General features: G+C 53.6%; 2 tRNA genes and 2 rRNA genes. All 4 read left to right on the top strand.

The features are described from left to right. A 16S ribosomal RNA gene (locus IB272_RS34420) occupies nucleotides 1-110 on the top strand; the annotation flags it as partial. A 240-nt stretch (nucleotides 111-350) separates the two neighbouring features. Further along, nucleotides 351-427, top strand: a tRNA-Ile gene (locus IB272_RS34415). A 31-nt stretch (nucleotides 428-458) separates the two neighbouring features. Next, nucleotides 459-534 (top strand) — tRNA-Ala (locus IB272_RS34410). 566 nt (nucleotides 535-1,100) lie between these two features. After that, nucleotides 1,101-1,434: ribosomal RNA gene (locus IB272_RS34405) — 23S ribosomal RNA — on the top strand; the annotation flags it as partial.

Here is a 1,434-nt window from a genome sequence, read left to right as displayed (position 1 = left end):
AAGGTAGTGCGCTAACCGCAAGGAGGCAGCTAACCACGGTAGGGTCAGCGACTGGGGTGAAGTCGTAACAAGGTAGCCGTAGGGGAACCTGCGGCTGGATCACCTCCTTTCTAAGGAAGCTGTGGAATTGGAAGACGGCATCTTCGGATGCATGACCTTTCCCGTGCTTTTTAGAACATAGATGGCACCAGTCAGGTGACCATCGAAACGCAATACGCCACGGAGATGCTTTTGCATCCGGCTGGTATGGCGAGTGCCGCCGTCCACGTTTCTCTTTCTCACAAGGATACGAACCACGCCCGCTCACTTTAAGCGTCGAGCGACACTTAGGTGGTGCGTGCAACCGGAATGGGCCCGTAGCTCAGGTGGTTAGAGCGCACGCCTGATAAGCGTGAGGTCGGCAGTTCGAGTCTGCCCGGGCCCACCATTCTGGGATCTGGCAGATGATCGGAACGGTTGGGGCTGTAGCTCAGCTGGGAGAGCACCTGCTTTGCAAGCAGGGGGTCAGCGGTTCGATCCCGCTCAGCTCCACCAATTCGATTGGTGTTGAACTGACGGAAGATATCCTTGGAGAAAATAAGTTTGCATCGGCTTTAGGGCCTGATGCCTGTTCTGATTACATTGTGAAGAGAAGATATGTCTGGAAGCTTCCAGGTGTTTTGAATGATCTACGATCATTCGGGACGTCCGAGCCCAGATCCGATGAACCCATGGATGGTCTAGCCGACCGGATGTGGTGGAGGGTCTGGAGGTAGGAAGGAAGCCTTGTCCTTGAGGCATGATCATTGTTTGGGTGCTCACTTGTGAGTGCCCTTCTGGTGTTCATGCTGGATTGGTGTTGCCTGACCGCGCATCACCGGACAGATCTCGAGAAGCTGGTCTTAAGATATGGCGCAAGTGAACCGCTCGGCGTGGTTCCAATAAAGCAGGCCTGTCGAACACGTCGATGGCATCTGATTGGCTCGGTTGTAAAAGGTAACCGGGTCGTTGGGCGGCTTGAGGCACATTCAGTTGTGCCCGGATAGCCAGGTTTGGCTGCCCCGCGAAAGCGGGACAAGCTTAGCCAAACCCAACTAAGGATGAGCATTGGCAATGAGAACGATCAAGTGTCAAAAGGGCATTTGGTGGATGCCTTGGCATGCACAGGCGATGAAGGACGTGATACGCTGCGATAAGCCGTGGGGAGCTGCGAATAAGCTTTGATCCATGGATCTCCGAATGGGGGAACCCACCTTAAATGCTTGGAAAATTTAAGTCGTGCGCAAGTACGGCTTAGGTTTCCAAGCATTGTTTAAAGGTATCTTACTCTGAATACATAGGGGTAAGAAGCGAACGCAGGGAACTGAAACATCTAAGTACCTGCAGGAAAGGACATCAACCGAGACTCCGCAAGTAGTGGCGAGCGAACGCGGACCAGGCCAGTGGCAATGAGGA

The organism is Ensifer sp. ENS08 (assembly GCF_014852195.1).
In the GTDB taxonomy this organism is placed as follows: Bacteria; Pseudomonadota; Alphaproteobacteria; order Rhizobiales; family Rhizobiaceae; genus Ensifer; species Ensifer adhaerens.
This window is presented reverse-complemented; position numbering and strand designations above follow the sequence as displayed.